Annotated in this window: 14 protein-coding genes; 8 read left to right on the forward strand and 6 right to left on the reverse strand. The window is 62.4% G+C overall.

The annotated features are described in order from the left end of the window. Positions 1 to 7 precede the first annotated feature (7 nt). Positions 8 to 1,255, reverse strand: a complete 1,248-nt coding sequence (locus ACVDG8_RS27585) for an enolase C-terminal domain-like protein (protein WP_447251257.1) — start codon at positions 1,253 to 1,255, stop codon at positions 8 to 10. A gap of 149 nt (positions 1,256 to 1,404) precedes the next feature. Here ACVDG8_RS27585 and ACVDG8_RS27590 point away from each other — a divergent pair, with 149 nt between their 5' ends. From ACVDG8_RS27590 to ACVDG8_RS27615, 6 genes are all read left to right on the forward strand, one after another. Beyond that, the gene (locus ACVDG8_RS27590; protein ID WP_447251258.1) at positions 1,405 to 2,166 is read left to right on the forward strand and encodes a GntR family transcriptional regulator; all 762 of its coding nucleotides are present in this window, start codon (positions 1,405 to 1,407) and stop codon (positions 2,164 to 2,166) included. A gap of 326 nt (positions 2,167 to 2,492) precedes the next feature. After that, positions 2,493 to 3,368 carry a MurR/RpiR family transcriptional regulator gene (locus tag ACVDG8_RS27595; protein WP_447251259.1) on the forward strand — a complete coding sequence of 292 codons (876 nt, stop codon included), beginning with the start codon at positions 2,493 to 2,495 and terminating at the stop codon, positions 3,366 to 3,368. A 271-nt stretch (positions 3,369 to 3,639) separates the two neighbouring features. Beyond that, positions 3,640 to 4,716, forward strand: coding sequence for an ABC transporter substrate-binding protein (locus tag ACVDG8_RS27600; protein WP_447251260.1), 1,077 nt, complete (start codon positions 3,640 to 3,642; stop codon positions 4,714 to 4,716). Positions 4,717 to 4,777: 61 nt separating this feature from the next. Continuing rightward, complete coding sequence (locus ACVDG8_RS27605; protein WP_447251261.1) at positions 4,778 to 5,593, forward strand: ATP-binding cassette domain-containing protein; 816 nt, start codon at positions 4,778 to 4,780, stop codon at positions 5,591 to 5,593. A gap of 39 nt (positions 5,594 to 5,632) precedes the next feature. Then, complete coding sequence (locus ACVDG8_RS27610) at positions 5,633 to 6,835, forward strand: sugar ABC transporter permease (protein WP_447251262.1); 1,203 nt, start codon at positions 5,633 to 5,635, stop codon at positions 6,833 to 6,835. 138 nt (positions 6,836 to 6,973) lie between these two features. Further along, positions 6,974 to 8,524: a tannase/feruloyl esterase family alpha/beta hydrolase gene (locus ACVDG8_RS27615; protein WP_447251263.1), complete on the forward strand. Its 1,551-nt coding sequence runs from the start codon at positions 6,974 to 6,976 to the stop codon at positions 8,522 to 8,524. Positions 8,525 to 8,631: 107 nt separating this feature from the next. Here ACVDG8_RS27615 and ACVDG8_RS27620 read toward each other — a convergent pair whose 3' ends face one another. The 5 genes from ACVDG8_RS27620 to iolD all read right to left on the reverse strand — a co-directional run bounded on the left by ACVDG8_RS27620 (position 8,632) and on the right by iolD (position 14,652). After that, positions 8,632 to 9,765 carry a Gfo/Idh/MocA family protein gene (locus ACVDG8_RS27620; protein ID WP_447257111.1) on the reverse strand — a complete coding sequence of 378 codons (1,134 nt, stop codon included), beginning with the start codon at positions 9,763 to 9,765 and terminating at the stop codon, positions 8,632 to 8,634. Positions 9,766 to 9,797: 32 nt separating this feature from the next. Next, positions 9,798 to 10,868 (reverse strand): sugar phosphate isomerase/epimerase family protein, encoded by a 1,071-nt coding sequence (locus ACVDG8_RS27625; RefSeq protein ID WP_447251264.1) that lies wholly within the window; start codon positions 10,866 to 10,868, stop codon positions 9,798 to 9,800. Positions 10,869 to 10,998: 130 nt separating this feature from the next. Next, entirely contained in the window at positions 10,999 to 11,814 is an 816-nt protein-coding gene (locus ACVDG8_RS27630; RefSeq protein ID WP_447251265.1) for an SDR family oxidoreductase, read from the reverse strand. Next, complete coding sequence (gene iolE, locus ACVDG8_RS27635) at positions 11,811 to 12,716, reverse strand: myo-inosose-2 dehydratase (protein WP_447257112.1); 906 nt, start codon at positions 12,714 to 12,716, stop codon at positions 11,811 to 11,813. Before iolE ends, ACVDG8_RS27630 begins: the two co-directional genes overlap by 4 nt. Before the next feature lie 91 nt (positions 12,717 to 12,807). Beyond that, positions 12,808 to 14,652, reverse strand: coding sequence for a 3D-(3,5/4)-trihydroxycyclohexane-1,2-dione acylhydrolase (decyclizing) (gene iolD / locus ACVDG8_RS27640; RefSeq protein ID WP_447251266.1), 1,845 nt, complete (start codon positions 14,650 to 14,652; stop codon positions 12,808 to 12,810). A gap of 108 nt (positions 14,653 to 14,760) precedes the next feature. Here iolD and iolG point away from each other — a divergent pair, with 108 nt between their 5' ends. After that, positions 14,761 to 15,780, forward strand: coding sequence for an inositol 2-dehydrogenase (gene iolG / locus ACVDG8_RS27645; protein ID WP_447251267.1), 1,020 nt, complete (start codon positions 14,761 to 14,763; stop codon positions 15,778 to 15,780). Further along, complete coding sequence (locus ACVDG8_RS27650; RefSeq protein WP_447251268.1) at positions 15,773 to 17,209, forward strand: NAD-dependent succinate-semialdehyde dehydrogenase; 1,437 nt, start codon at positions 15,773 to 15,775, stop codon at positions 17,207 to 17,209. Before iolG ends, ACVDG8_RS27650 begins: the two co-directional genes overlap by 8 nt. Positions 17,210 to 17,219 lie beyond the last annotated feature (10 nt).

Below are 17,219 nucleotides of genomic sequence, written 5' to 3' on the forward strand. Positions count from 1 at the left end.
GAAAACTTCAGCCGAGCCCGAGATCGGGGACGGCATCGTTCAGATGGTCGGCGAAATCGGTGTTGGGCAGCAGTGGATACCAGCCCGGACGACCCGCGTCCCGGTCGTAGGCATAGCCGCCCAGCGAGCGGTAAAGCTCGGCATATGTTTCAAGCTTGTCGCGATCGAGCGTGACGCCGAGGCCGGGTGCCTCCGGCACGGCGATCGCGCCGTTCTCGTAGCGCATCTTGCCGCCGACGATGATGTCGTCGGCCAGATGATGGTAGTGCGCATCGGCGGTGAAGACGAGATTGGGCAGGACAGCACCGAGATGCAGCATGGTGGCGAGCTGAATGCCGAGTTCGCCCGAGGAATGCACGGCAATGCCGAGGCCGAACGTGTCGCAGATCTGCGCGGCACGCACGCAGGCGCGGATGCCGCCCCAGAAGGTGGTGTCGAGCAGGATCACGTCGACGGCCGGATCGCGCACATTGGTGGCGAGCTGTTCGAAGTCGATGACGATGGTGTTGGTGGCCAGCGGGATGGACAACTTCTCGCGGAGGCGGCGCATGCCGGCCAGGCCCCAGGTCGGATCCTCGAAATAGTCGTTCCTGAGGTCCGAGATGGCCCGGCCGAAACGCAGCGCCTCTTCCACCGAGAGTGCCGCGTTCGGGTCGTAACGCAGCGTGTCGCCAGGGAATTCCGCGGCGAGCGCCCTAAAGCACTCCAGCTCATAGTCGGGATGAAACACGCCGGCCTTGAGCTTGTGGGCGGAAAAGCCGTGTTCGGCCTTGAGCGCGCGGGCATGATCGAGCAATTGCTCGATGGTGCGCACCTCGCCCTTGCCGCTGCGCCGGTCTGCATAGCGGAAGAACAGATAGGAGGCGAAGCCGACCCTGTCGCGCACGCGCCCGCCGAGCAACTGGTAGACCGGCACGCCGAGCTTCTTCCCGATGATGTCGAGGCAGGCGAATTCGAGTGCTGCGTGCAGCTGCGTGCGGTTGTTGTAGAGCGACGCCGTCGGATTGCAGATGGCGTAGCGCATGCGGTTGAGATCGAACGGGTCGTGGCCGACGAGGTAGGGCTTCAGCCCGGCGAAGGCGAGTTCGGCGCCCGCGCCGCCGCCACCCATTTCGCCGAGCCCGACAGTGCCTTCGTCGGTCTCGACCTCGACCACGGTGCGGACGAAGCGCCCCCAATGCGTGCCGTTGCTGTGCCGCAATGCTGCTTCCAGCGGAACGGTGACAGTGGTGGCCTTGATGTCCGTGATCTTCATGCCGGCTCCTCTCCCTAGCCGAGTGGCGTTCTACACACTACCATGGTAGTATGTCAATTGCGACTCGATTGTCGCTTGGCGCTTGAGTTGCGGCCTGCGCAGTGTCATGACCGGAGCCGTGCAGTGACATCGCAGCAACGGATTTCGTCATGGGGATTAAGCTTTCAGGGGCGACCAGGTTTCCAGGCAATGCTGGCAAGGCGAGGAGCGCCGGTCAGCGCGAAGCATCGCGGGTGCTGGAGCCGGTCAACAACCGCATGCCGATCTCCCCGCAGATTTACGAGCGGCTGCGCCGCGCCATCACGACGCTGGCGATGTTGCCATCGGAAGCCCTCAGCGAACAGGATCTGGCCCAGCAGCTCGGTGTCAGCCGCACGCCGGTGCGCGAAGCGCTGATCCGGCTTGCCGACGAAGGCCTGATCGACATCCTGCCGCAACGCGGCAGCTTCGTCGCGCCGATCCGGCTGAGCGATGTCGAGGAAGCGCAGTTCATTCGCGAGGCGCTAGAAGTCTCCGTCGTGCAGAAGCTGGCCGGCCACGGCTCGAGCGATTTCATTGCCGCAGCCAAGGCGAACCTCGCCCAGCAGGCAAAGGCGGTGGCCGAGGGCGACCGTGAGCTGTTCCTCGAACTCGACGAGGCGTTTCACCGCAGCCTGTGCGAAGAAGTGGGCCTGCCCAGGAGCTGGCGGGTGATCCAGGTGGTCAAGCTGCAGATGGACCGCGTGCGCTATCTGAGCCTGCCCGAGCCCGGCCACCTCGAAACGCTGCTCGGCCAGCATGTGGCGATCTTCGAGGCCGTGGAAACCGGCGAGGCAAAACAGGCTGGCGCGCGCATGGCGGCGCATCTGCGCGAAGTGCTGCGCACCGTGCAGCGGCTCAACTCGGCGCGGCCTGACCTTTTTGGGCAGTGATTTGGCGGAGATGGTGACTTGGGTCCAAGCGCCTCCCGCCGAGTGATATATCCCGAGATCGGTGGCGCGACGGCAGATGCTCGACCGGCACGGCCGCCTTCGCTGAATCGGCCTGCCAAGCGTCGCGCACGGGATTGGCGGGCCGCGTTCGCCGCGTCGTATAGCTGTGACTTGTCGGCTCGCTCCCGGAGGAGCCTTCGACCAGGGGCGGCAGTGTGCTTCTTCGGCCTGAGTCGCATTTTGCCTAGACAATGTTGCAACTGATTTCACTAGCGGAATCGACGCAGACGCGTCATTGTGCAATGAATATTGCGAAAGATTGAGACATGAAACCGACTGCAAAGGCGCCGCGTGACTATGAAGAGCTGATCCGGCTTATCCACGATCGCTACGATGAGATGAGCAAATCCTACCAGAAGATCGCACTCTATCTCACGCAGAACCCCAACGACGTCGCTGTCAGGTCAGTGAATGCGATCGGGGATAGCAGCGGAGTGCATGCCTCGAGCTTCGTGCGCTTTGCGCAGGCACTCGGTTATGAAGGCTTCAAGGAGCTCCAGTCGCTTTTTCAGAAGCGTCTGTCGACCGCCGCACCCGGCTTCGAGGCCCGGATCAAGGCGCTGGAAGGCGAATTGGGAGCTCGGACAGATCGCAGTGAAGTCGGGTTCATGCGCGACCTCGTGGTCCGCGACATCGCTTCACTGCAGGACATGCTGACGCAGATACCGCCCGAGGACCTGGCCAAGGCCGTGACCCTGCTCGAAAAAGCCGACGCGATCTATCTTATCGGGCAGTTGCGGTCGACGCCTGTGGTCGAACTTCTCCGCTATATCCTGACCATGTTGGGCAAACGTTGCGTGCTGCTTGACCCCGGCGGCGGACTGGCCACGCATATGGCCCGTATGATCCGCAAGACCGATGTCTTGTTTGCCGTGTCCTTTCGCTTCTACGCCAATGAAGTCGTCAATGTCGTGGAAGAGGCCGCGCGCAGCGAAGTTCCGATCATTGCCATTTCCGACAGCACGCTGTCTCCGCTGGCCAAGAGCGCCAATGTTCTCTTTGCGGTACCGGAGCATGAATATACGTTTTCCCGTTCACTGGCTGCCCCGATGTGCCTCGCCCAGGCGCTGACGGTTGCACTCGCGGCGCGACTGCAGAACAACGCTGTCAGTCCGCGCATACCGACGGTCACCGGGCAGTAACGGTCCCAGACAGCAACCCGGACCTCCGACGTTGTTGGACATTCCGATTGCGACCATGGCGCACGACATGTGCACTCGAGTCTGCAGGTCGCAATAGAAATTGCGCGTTCTGCAGGACGCAACAATTTCATTGTCGCATCGTTGACACATCGATCATTGCGGAATATTTATATCTTGCAATTTTCGTTGCAGCCAATCCATAACCCGGCCCGGGAGATGTCCCGTGCCGTTGTGAAGGAGGGGCGAACCGAGTGTTCCATGGGAGGAAACTATGAAGCGACTTCTGACCGCATTTCTGGCGGCGACCGCGATGGCCGGCGCTTTGGCGACGGCACATGCCCAAGATGCCAAGAAAGTGTTCTTTCTGCTGCCGAATACCACGACAATCCGCTTCACCAGCCGGGACGCGCCGTTCTTTGTCGCGGCGATGAAGGAGAAGGCGCCGAACGCCCAGGTGATCGTGCAGAATGGCGAAGGGGATCCGGCCCGCCAGCAGCGGCTGGTCGAAGATGCTATCACGCAGGGCGCCAGCGTGATCGTGCTTGCCGCGACGGATGCAAATCTCGCCGCTGGTAGTCTCAAGGCGGCAGCCGATGCGAAGGTGCCGGTGGTCCTTTATGATCATGACGCGGTCGGCGGCAAGGCCGAAGCGCATATCGTCTTCGACTCGCTGTCAGTTGGCGAGGCACAAGGCAAGCGCGCCGCCGAGCTGATCAGCGCTATGAAGAAGTCACCGGTCAAGGTTGCGCGCGTGAAGGGCAATGAGGGCGAATACGGTACTGGCCAATATGAAAAGGGCCAGAACGAATTCCTTCAGCCGTTGATCGATTCCGGCAAGGTGAAGGTCGTCTGCGAGCAGTACACGCAGAACTGGGATCCGGCGCTGGCGCAATCCTTCGCCGAAGACTGCCTGACCCGCAATGGCGGCGATGTCGATGTCTTCCTCGGCATGAACGATGGCACCACCGGCGGCTCGGTTGCCGCGCTGATCAGCCAGGGCGCCAAGCCTGGCGACAAGCTGGTGACCGGCGGCCAGGACGCGACCGTCGAGGCGTTGCGGTATGTCGCGCAGGGATGGCAGGACAACTCCGTGCTCAAGGATCTCAAGGTTGAAGCGACCTATGCGGCGGACGTCGTGGCTTCGATCCTGGATGGCAAGGGCGTGCCAAAGGATCTGATCAACGGCAAGGTGAACAACAAGTTCATGGATGTGCCGGCTGTCTTCCTGCCTGTGAAGAACATCACCCTGGACAATCTCTCGGACGTCGTCACCGCCGGCGTCTGGACCTGGCCAGAAATCTGCAAGGGCATCGAAGACACCGAAGTCTGCAAGAAAAATAACAAATAGCGAGATCGACCGGAGGATAGCGGCGCTCGCTGTCCTTCGGTCACCTGATGGGAGGAGCCTGATGGTCAAAGCGGAAGCAAACCGCGGTGGCGGCGATGTTCATGCGGCAAACCAATCCACGCCGCTTATATCGATGCGCAACATCCGTAAATCGTTTGGGTCGGTCCATGCCCTTCAGGGGGCTTCGGTGGACGTCCACGCCGGCGAGGTGGTCGCGCTGGTCGGCGACAACGGCGCCGGCAAGTCCACGCTCGTCAAGATCATGGCCGGTGTGTTCGGCTTTGACTCAGGGGAGTACAGCATCGAAGGCCAACCGGCGAAGATCGCCAGCCCAGCCGACGCCACCGCCCTTGGGATCCAGACCGTCTATCAGGATCTCGCGCTCTGCAACAATCTGGACGCCGTGCAGAACCTGTTTCTCGGGCGTGAGCTGACAGGTCCGGCTTGGTTCGGCCGACGGATCCGTCGCGCCGAATGCGAAGTTCGTGCCCGCGAGGTGCTGACGCGCATGCGACTTGGCCAGCTGTCATTGACGCGTCCTGTCGGGGCAATGTCCGGCGGCCAACGCCAGAACATAGCCATCGCACGTTCCATCCTGTGGACGCCGAAGGTCGTCATATTCGACGAGCCGACAGCCGCGCTCAGCCACTCCGCCGCCGAACAGGTATCGGCGCTGGTCCGCACCTTGGCCAACGATGGGCTCGGCATCGTCGTGGTCAGCCACGACATCCACAATTTCGTTGTCAATGCCACGGACCGCATCGAGGTCATGCGCCTGGGCGCGAACGTCGCGAGTTTCAAATCGAGCGAGGTGACAGGCGAGCAAGTGGTCAACGCGATGGTCGGTGGCAACGAGGCAGTCAACCTCGCTGGCTGAGCCCCTTGGGGCGAAAAGTATCAGAAGGATACGTCAAAAATGGCAAACTCGGCCGCCGCTTCCGGTGACGTCAAACGCCGCACCTTCGGCGAAGTGCTCAACAGCGACATGCGTGCACTGCCCGTCATAATCGGGCTCGTGGCATTGTGGGTGTTCTTCGCGCTCCAGAGCAATGTCTTCCTGACACCGCAGAACCTGTCGAACCTGCTCGTCCAGAGCACGGTCGTGGGCATCATGGCGATTGGTCTGATGTTCGTGCTGCTGGTCAAGGAAATCGACTTGTCGGTCGCGGCGATCAACGGCGTGACATCGGTCCTGATGGCCAAGCTTGTCGTCGACTACGGCGTTTCGCCATGGCTGGCGGTGACGGTCGCAATCGCAATGGGTGCTTCTATCGGCAGCTTTTCGGCGCGCTGGGTCACGTTTGTCGGCGTACCGTCCTTCGTGGTCACGCTGGGGCTCGGACTGGCCCTCAATGGCTTGCAACTCGTCCTTTTGCCGCCGACCGCCCGCTATGGGTTGATGGGAACCGGTATCGACAAGATCGCCGAGACCAAGATTTCAGGGATCACGTCATGGGCCGCGCTGGTGATTGGGCTCGTCGCGTTTGCCGCTCTGGTCCTGTCGGGCATTGCCCGCAGAAAGCGCGCCGGTCTGGAAGCCTCCCTGTTCAGCCGATTTGTGCTGCCGCTCGGCGCGGCCGCGATTTTTGGCGCCATCGTCGTGACGATCCTCAACGCACATCAGGGCATACCGGTCGTGGTTCTGATCTTTGCGATCCTGCTCGGGATAGGCGGGTATATCCTTAAGGAAACCCGGTTTGGCCTCTACCTTTATGCTATCGGCAACAATGACGAGGCCGCGCGACGGGCCGGCGTCAAGGTGGCGCGCATCAAGATGGCGGCCTTCGCCATTGCCGGCGGCATTGCTGCGCTGGCCGGTGTGCTTGCGGCTTCGCGGGCATTAGGCGTTGGCGTCTTCTCCGGTGGTGGGGTAGGGGGCGGCACGCTGCTCCTGGAGTCAATTGCCGCCACCGTCATCGGCGGCGTCAGCCTGTTCGGTGGCCGCGGCTCCATTCACGCGGCCCTGTTGGGCGCGCTGGTCATCGGAACAGTCCAGAACGGGCTCAACCTGATGGGCGTCGAGAATTACGTTCGCCTCATCGTGACGGGTCTGCTTCTCGTGCTGGCTGTGTCGATCGACAAACTGATCGAAAAGGCCATGGGTCAGCAGAACTTCTGATTTGCGTTGGGTTCAACCCCAATTACGCTGAAACGATCGGTGGAAATTGGAAGGGCGTAGTCGCCTGCAAACCTGGGCCGCTATGAAAATCCGGTATTGCTTCAGCGGGGTGTTCGGTCCGTCATGCGATGGTCAAGGATGTGGCAAGTCGTCGGTGTCGGCCTGCTGGTTGTGGTATCTCCGTTTGTCGCGCAGGCAGCCTCACCCGTCGTGTCCTGCGACGAATTGGCCAAGCTGGCGCTGCCAGACGCGACGGTCACGGTCGCGGAGCTGGTGGCTGCGGGACGATACCAGATGCCCGACGATCCGCTTTCGCAGATCATGAGCCAGCCAGGGATGAACGTGGCCGGCCACGCCAAGGAAGCGCCCAATCCCGCGTTCTGCCGCGTGGCGGCCACGCTCAAACCCAGCAGCGATTCAGCCATAAGGGTCGAGGTCTGGTTGCCGGTGGCTGGCTGGAACGGCAAGTTCCTTGGCGTCGGCAATTTCGGCTGGGCCGGGTCACTCATGGTGTCGGGCACGCTGAGCGGGCTTGTGGAGGGCTACGCCACCGCAAGCACCGACACGGGGCATGACAGCGCCACCCCGGAAGGCCAGGGTGGACGCTTCGCGCTCGGCCATCCCGAGAAGCTGATCGACTACGCGTACCGCGCCGATCACCTGATGACGGTCGCGGCCAAGGCGATCATAAAATCCTTCTACGGCAAGAGCGTCGCTCGATCCTATTGGATCGGCTGCTCGCTCGGCGGACTCGAAGGGCTGATCGAAGCCAAGCGATATCCAGACGACTATGACGGCATCGTTGTCGGTGCGCCGCCCAATCCGATCGTCAACTTCAATGCCGAGCAGCTCTGGGCTGGCTGGCTCAGCAACCGCGAGCCCGACATGCAGATCCCCAAGCCCAAATTCGCCATGGTGAACGATGCTGTGATGAAGCAGTGCGCTTCGTCAGTTGGCCTCAGGCAGGGCTTTGTCGACGAGCCCGACAAATGTGCATTCAAGCCAGGGCAACTGTTGTGCAAGGGCGCCGACGGCCCGGACTGCCTGACCGCATCGCAAGTCCGCATGCTGGAACGGATTTACACCGGCCCGGTCAATCCACGCACTGGCGAGCTCATCTTTCCCGGGCCGGCGAAAGGCAGCGAGGCCGGCTTCTCCGCGGACGGCGAGCCGTTTCCAGTCGCGTTGGACCTGTTCAAATATGCGGCCTTCGAGAATCCGGACTGGGACTGGACGACGCTGGATTGGGACAAGGACATAGCGACCGCCACCGCCAAGGTCGGCCCGCTGATGCATGTCGATGCCGACCTGACGCCCTTCCTGGCTCGCGGCGGCAAGCTGATCTTCTACATCGGCTGGAACGACGGACACAACCCGGAGGAACTGATCGGCTATTACCGGGCGGTTCTGCGCAATGCGGGTCCTAAGGTTGGCGCTTCCGTTCGCTTGTTCACCATCCCCGGAATGGGGCACTGCCTAGGCGGCGCGGGATGCGACACTTTCGACAAGCTCGGCACGATCGATCGATGGGTCGAGCATGGCGAGGCGCCGGAGCGCATTCTTGCATCCAGGGTCAGCGACAGCAGCGTCGTGCGTACCCGTCCGCTGTGCGCCTATCCTCAGGTCGCCCGTTACAAGGGCGCCGGGGACATCAATGACGCGGCGGCCTTTGTCTGCTCCGGCGAATAGCCGACGGAACGTTCGCTATCGGCCCGATCCATGCCCGTCGCGCTGAAATGGGTCAGTCGACGCGCTTGGAGTCTTGTTTTGATGTATGTCTAGGCGACATGCATTGGTCAGACGGCGTAGGGTTTCAGCCAGGGCTGCCCTTCTGCTTCAGCGCTATCGACCACTGCATCGACGAATGCCACGCCCTTCAGCCCGTCATAGGCGGTCGGCACGTTCAACCCTATTGCCATTGCCTTGCGCCCCTCGCGACGGGCGTGGATGGCTTCGGCAAAACCGCGATAGAGATTGGCGAAGGCTTCCAGATAGCCTTCCGGATGGCCGGGCGGTGTGCGGGTTCGTACCTTCGCTGCCTCGCTCAAATCGTCTGCGCCCCGCTTGATGGTCTCGGTACGTCCGAACAGCGGCGAGAACGTCAGCTCGTTCGGCTGCTCCTGGAACCAGGTGAGGCCACCCTTCTCGCCGAAGACGCGCAGCCGGATTCCGTTCGAGCAACCGAGAGCCACCTGGGAGGACCAAAGCAGCCCTCGCGCGCCGCCCTCGTAGCGCAGGAGGACATGGGCGTTGTCGTCAAGCACGCGTCCCTCCACGAAGGAAGCGAGGTCGGCGGTCAGCGTCTCCAGCTTCAGCCCGGTCACGAAGCCAGCCAGATGATAGGCGTGCGTGCCGATGTCGCCGATCGAGCCGCCACGCCCCGATCGCTTCGGGTCGGTGCGCCAGGCGGCCTGGACATTGCCTGAGGTCTCGATGGCCGTCGCCATCCATTCGAGAGGATATTCCACCTGCACGACGCGGATCGCGCCGAGCTTGCCGGCCGCTACCATCTCGCGCGCTTCATGCACCATCGGATAGCCCGAATAAGTGTAGGTCACGCCCATGAAGCGTCCGGTCTCGCGCACCAGCTGCTCGAGCGCGATCGCGTCTTCGAGTGTGTTGGTCAGCGGCTTTTCGCAGATCACCTCATAGCCGGCCTCGAGAAAAGCCTTGGCGATCGGAAAATGGGTGTGGTTTGGCGTGCAGATCGCCACCACGTCGATACGGTCGTCGCGGCCGTTCTCCGCGGCGATCATGGCCTTGAAGTCGTCATAGGACCGGGCAGGATCGATGCCTTGCGTTGCGGCGAAGCGATGGCCGCGCGCAGCATCCGCGTCGAAGGCGCCGGCGACAAGCTGGAAGGCGCCATCGAACCGGGCCGAGATGCGGTGGATGTTGCCGATATAGGCGCCTTCGCCGCCGCCGACCATGCCGAGCCGAAGCGGCCGCTGAAAATCCGCAGTCACGAGCGTGCCCTCCGGTCGATACCCAGGATGGTGTCGTTGATCGTGCGATCCGCACTGGCCTTGACGAAGTCGTCGAAGGCGCGTTCGGAAACGCGAATGATGTGGTCCGCGATGAAGCGGGCTCCCTCAGCCGCGCCGTCCTCTGAATTCTTGAGGCAGCATTCCCACTCGAGCACCGCCCAGCCGTCGAAGTCGTAGCCGGAGAGTTTCGAGAAGATCGCCTTGAAGTCGATCTGTCCGTCGCCCGGGGAGCGGAAGCGGCCGGCGCGACGGATCCAGGGCTGGAATCCGCCATAGGCGCCGGTCTTGCCGTCCGGCCGGAACTCGGCATCCTTGACGTGGAACATTTTGATGCGCTCGTGATAGTGGTCGATGTAGGCGAGATAGTCGATCGCCTGCAGCACGAGATGGCTGGGGTCGTACATGATGTTGCAGCGCGGATGGTTGCCGACGCGCTCAAGGAACATCTCGAAGGTCAGCCCGTCATGCAGGTCCTCGGCAGGATGGATTTCGTAGCATAGGTTCACGCCACTCTCGTCGAAGGCATCAAGGATCGGCCGCCAGCGCCGCGCCTGCTCATCGAAACCGTCCTCGATAAGCCCATCCGTCCATTGCGGATAGGGATAGAGGAACGGCCACAGCAGCGAGCCTGAGAAGGTCACGTGGCGGTCGATGCCGAAACGCCTCGACGCCTTGGCGGCGAGATGAAGCTGCTCGACTGCCCACGCCTGCCGTGCAGTCGGATTGCCCCGCACCTCGGGTGCGGCGAAGGAATCCGCCGGATGATCGTAGGCGGGATGCAGGGCCACAAGCTGGCCTTGCAGATGGGATGCGAGTTCCGTGACGACCAAGCCGTGTTCGGCGAGCTTGCCGGCATAGTCGTCGCAATAGGTCTGGCTTTCAGCCGCTTGCTTCAAATCGATGACGCGCTTGTCCCAGGTCGGAATCTGCACGCCCTTGAAGCCCTTGGCCGACGCCCAGCCGGCCAATCCGTCGATGCTGTTGAACGGCGCTTCGTCGCCAGCGAACTGAGCCAGAAACACAGCTGGCCCCTTTATGGTCCGCATCTTGCTCTCCTTCTGGCGGCAAGGGCCGCCGGTTCATCCGTTATCGAAACAGTAGCCGCCTCGAAGAGTGACGCGGTTCCTCAAGGCAGCCGCTTGTCTTTTCTGTCTCCGCTGGGCGGTTCCGATGGCTTCAGAGCGTCATCGCCTTCTCAGGCACTGCCATGGGGCCAGGCGCGGCGCCAAGCACGGTCTGGTCGTAATCCACCACCGCACCCGTCATCAGCCCGGCATCGTCCGAAACGAGGAAGTTTACCGCCCGTGCGGCTTCGCGGGGGTCGATCAGGCGGCCGAAGGGCAGGTTTGCAGCGGCTTTCGCTTCCCAGTCCGGATCGCCCTTCTCGCTTGCCTGCAATTCCCGCTCATGATCAGACGCCATCCAGCCGATATCCAGCTGGTTGACGCGGATGCGGTTCTTCATGACGGAGAACGCCGTGTTGCGGGTCAGCGTTGCCAGTGCCGCCTTGGTGGCGCAGTAGACGTTTATGAAGGGCTGGCCGGCCTGTTGCGAGATCGAGCCGATGTTGCAGATCGCACCCTCGATGCCATTGCGGATCATGTGCCGGATTGCCTCCTGCATGAGAAAATAGGGTCCGCGCACATTCACCGCGAACAGGGCGTCGAACAACTCCGGAGATGTGTCGAGGATCGTGCCCCGGTCGGTCCGGGCACCGGCATTGACCAGCACGTCGATCCTTCCGAAAACGCGCTCCGCTTCCGCGATCACGTGGCGGCAATCCTCGACACTTCCAAGATCGGCGTTGACATAGTGCACGGGTACACCCGTGGCGTGCGAAATGTCGGCGGCCACCGCACGGCCCTTGGTTTCGTTACGACCAAGTGTGACGAGGCCAGCGGCTCCGGCTTGTGCCAGCTGGCGCGCGATAGCAGCGCCCAACCCTTGCGTCGATCCGGTGACGACGCAGATCTTACCATCCATCCGGTTCATGCCTTGTCCTCCACTGTGTAGCCAGCCGCAGCCATGACGCGCAGCAATTCCTTGTGACCGATCTTCGCCATTTCGAGCGGCGGGCTTTTGACGGGATCCTGCTCGGCTTCAACGACGAACCAGCCTTGGTAGCCGTGGCTCGCCAAACGCTTGACGATCGCCTCGAAGTCGAGCGAGCCGTCACCGGGTACGGTGAAGGCGCCTTTGACCACCGCGTCGAGAAAGCTTTCCCGGGTGCGGTCGAGCCCGTCCACGACTGCCTGGCGGATGTCCTTGGTGTGGACATGCGAAATGCGGGCGTGGTGCTTGTCGACCACCCGCAGCACGTCGCCGCCGGCAAAGGCCATGTGGCCGGCATCGTAGAGCAGGGCCAGACCCTCGCCGGAATGCTTCATCAGCAAGTCGAGCTCTTCCTCGGTCTCGATCGGCGCGGCCATGTGGTGGTGGTAGGAAATCGGCATGCCCTCGTCCGAACACCATTCGGCGAGGGCAGTCATCTTGCGACCATAGATTCTGATCTCGTCTTCCGAGAGCCGCCGCTTGGTGGAAAGCGGCGCGGAACGGTCGCCCTGTATGGTGCCCGCGGTCTCGCCGTAGACGATGCAGGGGGCGTCGACGGCCTTGAAGAGCTGCATCTGCTGGGCGATGCGGTCTTTCTCCGCTTCGATATCGCCGTCGAGTAGCAGGCCGGAGAACCAGCCGCCGCAGACGCTCATGCCGTGCTGCCTCAGAATGGGTTCGAGCACGGCCGCATCCATCGGGAAACGGCGGCCGGTCTCCATGCCGGTGAAGCCGGCCTCGCGGGCCTGCCGCAGACACTCCTCCAGGGACACGTCGTCACTAAGTTCAGGAAGGTCGTCGTTCCACCACGCGATGGGCGCGATGCCGAGTTTCGCTTTCATTTCTTGCTCCGAATTGGATTGGCTGCGGCGACGCCGAGCAGGGAGGCCACCCAGCGCCGCCGGCTGCAATGCCCCGTGCGGGGCAGCAGCGTTAAACGCCGACGCGCTGTTTCCTGCGGCCATCTTCCTGGGCTTTGTGCGCGGTGCGCACCTCGGCGCGCTCGCTGACCTGCGGTACGCCGACGTCCCACCACGCGTCGCCGGGTGTCCAGGTGTAGCCATCGGAGACGATGGTGATGACCGTGGTGCGATCCGTCCCTTTGGCCCACTCCAAGGCCTGGCCGAGATCCGCAAGGCTTTCGACGCGGCGCGTAAGGGCGCCCATGGCCTCGGCGTGCTTGGCGAAGTCGACCGAGAACGGTTCCTTGACCCGGCAATCCTTGATCATGTTGTTGAAGGACGCGCCGCCCTTGGCGTTCTGGAGCCGGTTGATTACCGCGTAGCCGCCATTGTCGCAGACGATCAGGATCATCTTGTGGCCGGCGAGAACCGACGAGTAGACGTCGGAATTCATCATCATGTAGGTGCCGTCGCCGATCATCACGATCGGCGTGCGGGTCGGATCCGCCATCGCCGCACCCCATCCGGCTGAGATCTCATAGCCCATGCAGGAAAATCCGAACTCGCAGTCGAACGTGTTCGGCTCCTTCACACGCCAGTTCTTCATGACTTCCCCCGGAAGTCCGCCCGCCGCGGTGATCAGCAGATCGCGCTCGCCGGCCTTCGCGTTGACCACGCCAACGACCTGCGCGTAGGTCGGAACCGGGTCATTCGTAGGCTTCTGGAATCCGTCGAGCGCGGTGTTCCATTTGGCAAACTCGACCTTGCCCTTTTCGGTCCAACGGCTGTCGGCCTTCCAGTCACCAAGCGCGGCCTCGACCTCGTTGATGGTTTCCAGCGCATCGCCGACTACGGCGAGAGCCCGGTGCTTCGTGGCGTCCCACCGTGCGGCGTTGATCGAGACGAATTTGGCGTCGGGGCTAAATGCGCTCCACGATCCCGTCGTGAAATCCATCAGCCGCGTGCCGACGGCCAGGATCACATCGGCTTCACCCGCGAGAGCGTTCGCCGATGTCGAGCCGACGATGCCGATCGGCCCGATATGGGCGGGGTGGTCATGCGTCACGGTGCCCTTGCCGGCGATGGTTTCAGCGAGCGGAATACCGCGCGCTTCGGCGAATTTTGCGAGAGTGGCCTCCGCACCGGAGTAACGCACGCCGCCGCCCGAAATGATCAGCGGACGCTTGGCGGTCTTGAGAAGACGCACCGCCTCTTCGAGGCGCGCGCGATCCGGCCGGGGCCGCGGAATCGCGCGCACCGTCGGTTCAAAGAAGGACTCGGGATAATCCCAGGCGATTTCCTGCACGTCTTGCGGAAGGGCGATGAAAGCCGGCCCGCAGTCGGCCGGGTCGAGCAGAACCGCAACCGCTTGGGGCAGCGAGGAGATGATCTGTTCGGGATGGACGATGCGGTCCCAGTAGCGGGTTACCGCCTTGAATGCATCATTGACGTTGATCGTGGGATCGCTGAAATGCTCGACCTGCTGCATGACGGGATCAGGCCGGCGGCTGACGAAGGTGTCGCCGGCAAGCATCAGTATCGGAAGCCGATTTGAATGGGCAACGCCCGCGGCGGTCACCATGTTCAGGGCGCCAGGACCGATAGAGGTGGCGGCGATCATGATCTGGCGCCGGCGCTTCGCCTTCGCGAAGCCTATGGCAGCCAGCGCCATGGACTGCTCATTCTGGCCGCGCCACGTGGGAAGAACGTCCTGCGCCGCCTCAAGGGCCTCGGACAGGCAGGTGACATTGCCGTGACCGAAAATGGCGAACACACCCGCAAACAGCGGAACCTTGCTGCCGTCGACGACGGTGAATTGATTGCTCAGATAGCGCACAAGCGCCTGCGTCATGGTCAGACGAATGGTCTTCGTCATCGCTTCCTCCCTGGCGAATTTCTCTTGTGCAGACTATTACGAAATAGCCATTGACAAATCAACCTCTTTGCAACGATCATTGCAAAAATATTGTTGCGGAGGAATTCGATGCTCAGAATTGGCGTGCTCGGTTGCGGGCGCATCGGGCGCATGCATGCGGTTAACATCGCTGCGCACCCACGAACGAAACTAGCGGCGGTCTACGATGTCAATCGCGCCGCGGCCGACGAAGTGGCCAGCATGCTTGGTGTTCCCGCGTTGGACGCGGCCGCCGCTATGTTCGATACGAACGATGTGGACGCCGTGTTGATCGCAACGGCGACCGATACCCATGTCGACTACATCGAGCGGGCGGTCGCGGCCGGAAAGCCGGTGTTGTGCGAGAAGCCCATCGACCTCGACCTGAAGCGTGTCGATCGCTGCGCGGCCAATATCCGTGAAAGCAAACTGCCTATCATGATTGGCTTCGTCCGCCGCTTCGACCCTGGGCATGCTGCCGTGAGAGCAGCAATCGAAGGTGGTGAGATCGGCGAGCTTCACCAGGTGATCATCACGTCGCGGGATCCTGGCATGGCGCCAGCTGCCTACATACGCGTCTCCGGCGGCATATTTCGCGACATGACAATCCACGATTTCGATATGGCCCGCTTCATGCTCGGTGAAGAGCCTGTTGAGGTCTTTGCGACCGGCAGCCGGCTGGTCGACCCCGACCTGATGGCCGAGACGAATGACTGGGATACGGTGACCGTGGTTTTGAGCACCGCCAGCGGCAAGCAGTGCATCATCAACAACTCGCGACGGGCGGTCTATGGATACGACCAACGCGTCGAGGCTTTCGGATCCGCCGGCATGGCGATTTCCGAGAACCGCCGCGCGCATGAGGCCCGTCTCTATGCTGATGGGCTGACCGATCGCGCGCAGCCCTACCTTCATTTCTTCATCGAGCGATACAGGGAAGCCTTCAACGCTGAAATCGACGACTTCGTCGACGCCATCGAAAGTGGACGCCAGCCGTCAGTCGTTTTCGAGGACGGACGCCTTGCGCTGGTTCTCGCGGAAGCCGCGATGAAATCGGTTGGCGAACGTCGCGTGGTCCGCACCAGCGAGATTGGTGGCGGCAATGTATGACAAATTCGGACTTTTCATCGATGGGGAGTGGTGCACCGCCTCCGACGGCAGCACGGCGACGGTAGCCAGTCCCGTCACCGAACGTCCGCTTGGCGAAGCGCCGGCGGCAACGCTGGAAGATGCGCAAGCAGCGTTGGCGGCGGCTGAACGCGGCCTTGCCGTGTGGCGGGCAAAGAGCGCGTTCGAACGCGCCGACGCGCTTCACGCTATCGCCGACGAAATGACTAGGCGGCAGGACGAAGCCGCCCGAATGATTACGTTGGAGACTGGCAAGCCCATCGCGCAATCCGGACGCGAGTGGGTGCTGGCGACGGATCAGTTCCGCTGGTACGCCGAAGAGGCTCGACGCATTTACGGCCGCATCATCGAGAGCCGTGTCCCGGGAGGCCGCCTCGAAGTGCTGCATGAGCCGATTGGCGTCGTGGCGGCATTCACGGCATGGAACTTTCCGGCGGCTCTCGTCGCCCGCAAGGTCGCTCCGGCGCTTGCCGCCGGGTGTTCGGTCATCGTGCGGCCGTCGAGCCAGACGCCAGGCGTCGCCATGGTGATGATCGACTGCCTGCGCGCGGGCAGACTGCCCCTCGGCACGGTCGGCCTTCTCGTCGGGTCGACGGCCACGACCTACGTGCCGCTGATGGCATCGGCGCTTGTGCGCAAGGTGTCGCTGACCGGGTCTACACGGGTCGGACAACAAATGCTGCGCGACGCAGCCGATACGGTGAAGAAGGTGTCGATGGAGCTTGGCGGCAACGCACCTCTCATCGTCTTCGACGACGCGGACATCGAAAGCGCGCTCAACGTATCCGTGCCCACGAAATTCGCTAACGCTGGGCAGGTCTGCGTAACGCCAGACCGCTTCTTCATCCACGAAAGGGTCCATGATGCTTTCGTCGACGGTTTCGTCGCGCGGGCCAAGGCCCTGAAGCTGGGAGATGGTCTCGACCCGACGGTGCAGATGGGTCCGCTGATCAATTCCAGGAGGCTCGACGAAATCGAAAAGATCGTCGTCGACGCGGAAAAGGCCGGGGCCAGGATTGCCGTCGGCGGTCGCCGCTCGCCAGCCTTCAACTCCGGTCATTTCTTTGAGCCGACGGTTCTTACCGATGTCGCAGACGATATGACTGTGTTTGCCGAGGAGAATTTTGGTCCGGTGGCAGCCATCACCCGTTTCTCGTCCGATGAGGAAGTTCTCGCCCGCGCAAATGCCTCGACGATGGGACTTTCAGCCTACGCCTTTACCCGGGATGCGGGGCGGGCTCGTAGAGTTGTTGCGACACTCAAGGCCGGCATGGTCGGGATCAACAGCTTTGCGCTCGCGGCTTCCGAAGCGCCGTTCGGCGGGACCAACCATTCCGGCATGGGCCGGGAAGGCGGCGCCGAAGGTATCCGGGACTATCTCGATACCAAGCTGGCTCAAATCGTATTCTAAGAGGCGTTTC

Source organism: Mesorhizobium sp. ORM8.1 (assembly GCF_053005525.2).

Coding starts and splice junctions, on each gene's coding strand:
- iolD (WP_447251266.1), bottom strand. CDS start 14,652: ATGACGAAGACCATTCGTCTGACCATGACGCAGGCGCTTGTGCGCTAT.
- ACVDG8_RS27605 (WP_447251261.1), top strand. CDS start 4,778: ATGGTCAAAGCGGAAGCAAACCGCGGTGGCGGCGATGTTCATGCGGCA.
- ACVDG8_RS27590 (WP_447251258.1), top strand. CDS start 1,405: ATGGGGATTAAGCTTTCAGGGGCGACCAGGTTTCCAGGCAATGCTGGC.
- ACVDG8_RS27650 (WP_447251268.1), top strand. CDS start 15,773: ATGTATGACAAATTCGGACTTTTCATCGATGGGGAGTGGTGCACCGCC.
- ACVDG8_RS27615 (WP_447251263.1), top strand. CDS start 6,974: ATGTGGCAAGTCGTCGGTGTCGGCCTGCTGGTTGTGGTATCTCCGTTT.
- ACVDG8_RS27625 (WP_447251264.1), bottom strand. CDS start 10,868: ATGCGGACCATAAAGGGGCCAGCTGTGTTTCTGGCTCAGTTCGCTGGC.
- iolG (WP_447251267.1), top strand. CDS start 14,761: ATGCTCAGAATTGGCGTGCTCGGTTGCGGGCGCATCGGGCGCATGCAT.
- ACVDG8_RS27600 (WP_447251260.1), top strand. CDS start 3,640: ATGAAGCGACTTCTGACCGCATTTCTGGCGGCGACCGCGATGGCCGGC.
- ACVDG8_RS27620 (WP_447257111.1), bottom strand. CDS start 9,765: ATGGTCGGCGGCGGCGAAGGCGCCTATATCGGCAACATCCACCGCATC.
- ACVDG8_RS27610 (WP_447251262.1), top strand. CDS start 5,633: ATGGCAAACTCGGCCGCCGCTTCCGGTGACGTCAAACGCCGCACCTTC.
- ACVDG8_RS27595 (WP_447251259.1), top strand. CDS start 2,493: ATGAAACCGACTGCAAAGGCGCCGCGTGACTATGAAGAGCTGATCCGG.
- ACVDG8_RS27585 (WP_447251257.1), bottom strand. CDS start 1,255: ATGAAGATCACGGACATCAAGGCCACCACTGTCACCGTTCCGCTGGAA.
- ACVDG8_RS27630 (WP_447251265.1), bottom strand. CDS start 11,814: ATGAACCGGATGGATGGTAAGATCTGCGTCGTCACCGGATCGACGCAA.
- iolE (WP_447257112.1), bottom strand. CDS start 12,716: ATGAAAGCGAAACTCGGCATCGCGCCCATCGCGTGGTGGAACGACGAC.